6 protein-coding genes and 1 tRNA gene are annotated in these 4,012 nt (G+C 37.0%); 5 read left to right on the top strand and 2 right to left on the bottom strand.

The features are described from left to right. Positions 1 to 270: 270 nt before the first annotated feature. Positions 271 to 342 (top strand) — tRNA-Leu (locus tag AC52RT_RS16785). A gap of 239 nt (positions 343 to 581) precedes the next feature. After that, positions 582 to 881 carry a helix-turn-helix domain-containing protein gene (locus tag AC52RT_RS16780; protein ID WP_495541802.1) on the top strand — a complete coding sequence of 100 codons (300 nt, stop codon included), beginning with the start codon at positions 582 to 584 and terminating at the stop codon, positions 879 to 881. A gap of 26 nt (positions 882 to 907) precedes the next feature. Here AC52RT_RS16780 and AC52RT_RS16775 read toward each other — a convergent pair whose 3' ends face one another. Further along, positions 908 to 1,795 carry a LysR family transcriptional regulator gene (locus AC52RT_RS16775; RefSeq protein ID WP_495541801.1) on the bottom strand — a complete coding sequence of 296 codons (888 nt, stop codon included), beginning with the start codon at positions 1,793 to 1,795 and terminating at the stop codon, positions 908 to 910. A 148-nt stretch (positions 1,796 to 1,943) separates the two neighbouring features. Between AC52RT_RS16775 and AC52RT_RS16770 the strand changes: the two genes are divergently transcribed. The 3 genes from AC52RT_RS16770 to AC52RT_RS16760 all read left to right on the top strand — a co-directional run bounded on the left by AC52RT_RS16770 (position 1,944) and on the right by AC52RT_RS16760 (position 3,603). Continuing rightward, the gene (locus tag AC52RT_RS16770; RefSeq protein WP_495541800.1) at positions 1,944 to 2,465 is read left to right on the top strand and encodes a flavodoxin; all 522 of its coding nucleotides are present in this window, start codon (positions 1,944 to 1,946) and stop codon (positions 2,463 to 2,465) included. Between the two features lie 26 nt (positions 2,466 to 2,491). Next, positions 2,492 to 3,331 (top strand): aldo/keto reductase, encoded by an 840-nt coding sequence (locus tag AC52RT_RS16765; protein ID WP_495541799.1) that lies wholly within the window; start codon positions 2,492 to 2,494, stop codon positions 3,329 to 3,331. Positions 3,332 to 3,408: 77 nt separating this feature from the next. Next, positions 3,409 to 3,603, top strand: coding sequence for a DUF1349 domain-containing protein (locus tag AC52RT_RS16760; protein WP_495541803.1), 195 nt, complete (start codon positions 3,409 to 3,411; stop codon positions 3,601 to 3,603). A 22-nt stretch (positions 3,604 to 3,625) separates the two neighbouring features. Here the strand turns inward: AC52RT_RS16760 and AC52RT_RS16755 are convergent. After that, on the bottom strand, positions 3,626 to 4,012 hold a 387-nt coding region (locus AC52RT_RS16755; RefSeq protein WP_495541798.1), incomplete at its 5' end, for a helix-turn-helix domain-containing protein.

Below are 4,012 nucleotides of genomic sequence, written 5' to 3'. Positions count from 1 at the left end.
AGCCTCTTGAGGTTGTAGATACATATGTTAAGGAAAATACAACTGAGCTTGTTGATCCTTTAAATATTAAGGAAAAGATTTCTTTACTCAAGGAGAAAAGAGATACAATTCTATCTGAACTTGATACTCAGATAAAGGTTTCTAACGCGACAACTTTTATAGAAATATAATGCTTTTGCCTGCAATACGTAAACTATAAACCCAGCTTCCCTGTAACAGGGTTAAGTTACAATCAAGTTATTCTTTATAGCAAATTAAAGAGTAAGGACTTCCAGAATGGCGCAATGGTAGCGCAAAGGTAGTAAATACCTTATGTTGTAGGTTCGAATCCTACTTCCGGATCCCATAACAGGAGATGGTCATAATTGACCATGCATATTTAACTGTTTTCTATTATTTGTATTTGATTAATCTTGAATTGTTAACCTTTTTCATATAAATTACTAACTGATAATTGATAACTTTTATTTAGGCATAGAGATGTGCTGAAATCCATGACACAGGTTTTAGATGTTAAGCTGGTTGGTCTTTAGTAATCCTCATGGCTGTATTGTAGGCTATATTTGAAAGGAGGCACTTAAATGTATCCCATCATAGATAAAATTAAAACTGGTGAAAAAATCCGAATGCTCATGGAAGCAAATGGATATTCAGTCAATGATATTCAAGAATATTTAGGCCTTGCATGCGTACAGAGTATATATCACTGGCTTAACGGAAGCTGCCTTCCTTCTATTGACAATTTATATGCTCTGAGCGATTTATTAAACGTATCAATTGATGATATGATATGTGGTAATAAGCTAGAAAAAATTGATCAGAATATACCTGATAGAGTATTGCATTATTATGATATATTAAAGGATATTATAGCCGCTTAGGCTATATGCATTTGGATTTGCAGAATTTATAATGGAAAGGCAATTGCTTCGTTATATAACTTCTGTAACACTTTAATAAAAGCGTCAAGGCTCTGACGCCCGTCTGATTTATGAGTGCAGAGAACGCATGAAAAGGTATCGTCGCAGTCATAAGGAATCCATGCAAACTGTCCGCTGTGGTCATTAAGAAAACCGGGAGCAAGGCAGATTCCTTTACCGGAAGCAACGTTAGTAAGTGTGGTGTCATGATCTGGACTATTAAAATATTCAATTTTTCCTGATGAAATAAGCTTTTGCTGAACTGAGCGGAGAAGTGCCGGTGAGCCTCCACCTACCATAAGAATGCGACCATAAATGTCTTCATCAGTAATAAGATTTTTAGATGCAAGAGGATCATTCTTATCACAAATTAAATAAATATGACTTTCAAACAGCTTGTGGACGATAGTGCCTGCAAGCTGTTTTGTCTGTTCTTCCAAGGCAAATACAATGTCGGATTCATTTTTCAAAAAGCTATCTATGCCGTTTTCATATTGGAATAGAGGGGTTATTTGCACTCCAGGTTCATTATTTTCGAAGTCCTTTATGGCTTCAGGGAGAAAGTAAAGAGCCTGTCTAACCATAAGACTGATAGTGATATTGTCCTGATATTTCGAACTGAAGTTTTGAGCCTGTTCAATGGCTCTTTTGAGCTCTTTACGCATATTTGAAAGGTAGGTTACAAACTGTTCTCCTGCAGGAGTAAGAGTAGCCCCTTTTCCATTTCTAACAAAAATTTCAAAACCAACTTCTTCTTCAAGCAGTTTTATCTGATATGAAAATGTAGGCTGACTCACAAACATGTTCTCGGCACCTCTGGAAAAGCTCTCCGTACGAGCCAGTTCTATACAATAATCTATCTGCTTTGTTGTCATAGCACACCTCTGATATTTAAAAATTAAATCAATAATCTAATGTTTCTATTGGATATTATATAACTGACGTGAGATAATGTAAACAACAAAGACAGAACCAATTGATATAAGCAGTTAGCTATAGAAAATTTAGATGGAGGAAATTCAAATGGCAAAGACATTAATCGCTTTCTTTTCAAGAGCGGATGAAAATTATTTTGGCGGAGCAATGAGATATGTAAAGGTTGGTAATACAGAAATTGTTGTTAACCAGATGAAGGAATTAATCGACGCTGATACTTTTAAGATTGAAATGGCAAATCCTTATTCGCCTGTGTATATGACATGCATTGATGAAGCGAAGAAAGATTTAAGAGAAAATGCTCGTCCAGAGCTTACAAAGTATTTAGATAGTATTGATGAGTACGACACCATTGTGCTTGCTTATCCAAATTATTGGGGAACATTCCCAATGGCGGTAGCAACATTTTTGGCAAGATATGATTTTACAGGAAAGACCGTACTTCCACTTTGTACCAATGAAGGAAGTGGAATGGGCTCAAGTGAACGCGATGTAAAAAAATATGCTAAGGGTTCAGATGTAAGACCAGGTCTTGCAATTACTGGAAGCCAGGCTGCAAATGCGAAAACAGCTGTAGAGAAGTGGTTTTCTGCTAACGGGTTGATGTAAAGGAATAGAAATGGAGGATTTTACAAATGGAAAACATCGTATTAAATAATAAATTGGAATGCCCAGTAGTGGGAATTGGAACATTTATGTTATCGCCTGCAGATGCAGAAAATAGTGTGCGAGAAGCACTTAAGATGGGATACAGACTGGTAGATACCGCAAATGCGTATGTAAATGAGCGTGCGGTAGGACGTGGAATAAAAGAAAGTGGAGTAAAGAGAGAAGAGGTCTTTCTTTCAACAAAGCTTTGGCCATCGGAATATGAAAATGAAAATGCTGTAGATGAAACATTGGAGCGTCTTGGCGTTGACTATGTGGATTTACTTTATATCCATCAGCCTGCAGGAAATTGGCTTGCAGGTTATAGACAGCTTGAAAAGGCATATAAAGAAGGCAAAGCTAAGGCTATTGGAATCTCAAATTTCGAAGGAAAGTATATTGAAGAACTACAGACTAAATGGGAAATTGTTCCTCAGTTTATTCAGGTAGAAGCACATCCATATTTTACGCAGACAGAGCTTCGTAAGACTTTGGACAAATACGACATTAAGCTTATGAGCTGGTATCCACTTGGACATGGTGACAAGTCTCTTATCAACGAACCTGTATTTGCTGAGCTTGGTAAGAAATATGGCAAGTCATCTGCTCAGATTATACTTCGCTGGCATACACAGATGGGATTTGTTGTAATTCCAGGAAGTAAAAATGTGGATCACATCAAGGATAACTTGGACATTCTCGATTTTAAGCTTACAGATGAAGAAATGGCAGAAATCGCCAAGCTTGATAAGAATGAGAGATATTATCATAGAACAGATGAACAGCTTATTCAGTTTGCTGGTTGGAAACCGGATTTTGAAAAATAGGGTAGTAAGTACCTCTATGTTAGTGTTAGGATGCTGTTTTACATGTAGATGTAGGACAGCATTTCTAACATACTTTCATAGACTTTGAGTGTTCTATAGACGGCGTATCCTTTTCGCAGATGCGAGTTTGTCATATGTGGGAAGGTGCTGGCAAGATTTCATTTGGTATCTATGCATGCAGCCCTGAGGATTCCAGCTTTAAGGCAGTATTTACAGATATGCAGATAACTGAGTGCGCATGGCTTGCTCATGATGGGCAGCAGCCAGACTAAATAATATGTAATTTTCAATTATTTACAATTCCCTTGGGGTACTATAAGGATTGTTTCCTGCATACTGCCAATTGCGATAGGCTTGTGGCGTCATGCCAGTGTATTTCTTGAATATATCACCAAAGTAGCTTTGGGATGGAAAGCAAAGATATGATGCAATACGTCGTATTGGAACATCTGAGAATCGAAGCATGTTTTTGGCAGCTTCGATTCTTTTTTTTCTTGTGTATTCTTGAATTCCCATACCGACTTCTAGGGAAAAACGTCTAGAAAGATAAGTTGGATTGAGCCCAATATCCCCAGCTAATTCTTCTAAAGTAAATTTCTTATTTAAATGATTTTCTATATATGATTTTGTATTTTCGATGTACGCATAATTGCTTCTGCCTGCTTGTTTCTCATGGACTAA

It is taken from the genome of Peribacillus sp. (assembly GCF_059453735.1).
Note: the sequence above shows the minus strand (reverse complement) of the source record. Positions and strands in the feature narration are given on the sequence as shown.

Excerpts from the sequence above, each read along its gene's own strand:
- AC52RT_RS16775 (WP_495541801.1), bottom strand. The coding sequence starts at position 1,795 with ATGACAACAAAGCAGATAGATTATTGTATAGAACTGGCTCGTACGGAG.
- AC52RT_RS16765 (WP_495541799.1), top strand. The coding sequence starts at position 2,492 with ATGGAAAACATCGTATTAAATAATAAATTGGAATGCCCAGTAGTGGGA.
- AC52RT_RS16770 (WP_495541800.1), top strand. The coding sequence starts at position 1,944 with ATGGCAAAGACATTAATCGCTTTCTTTTCAAGAGCGGATGAAAATTAT.
- AC52RT_RS16780 (WP_495541802.1), top strand. The coding sequence starts at position 582 with ATGTATCCCATCATAGATAAAATTAAAACTGGTGAAAAAATCCGAATG.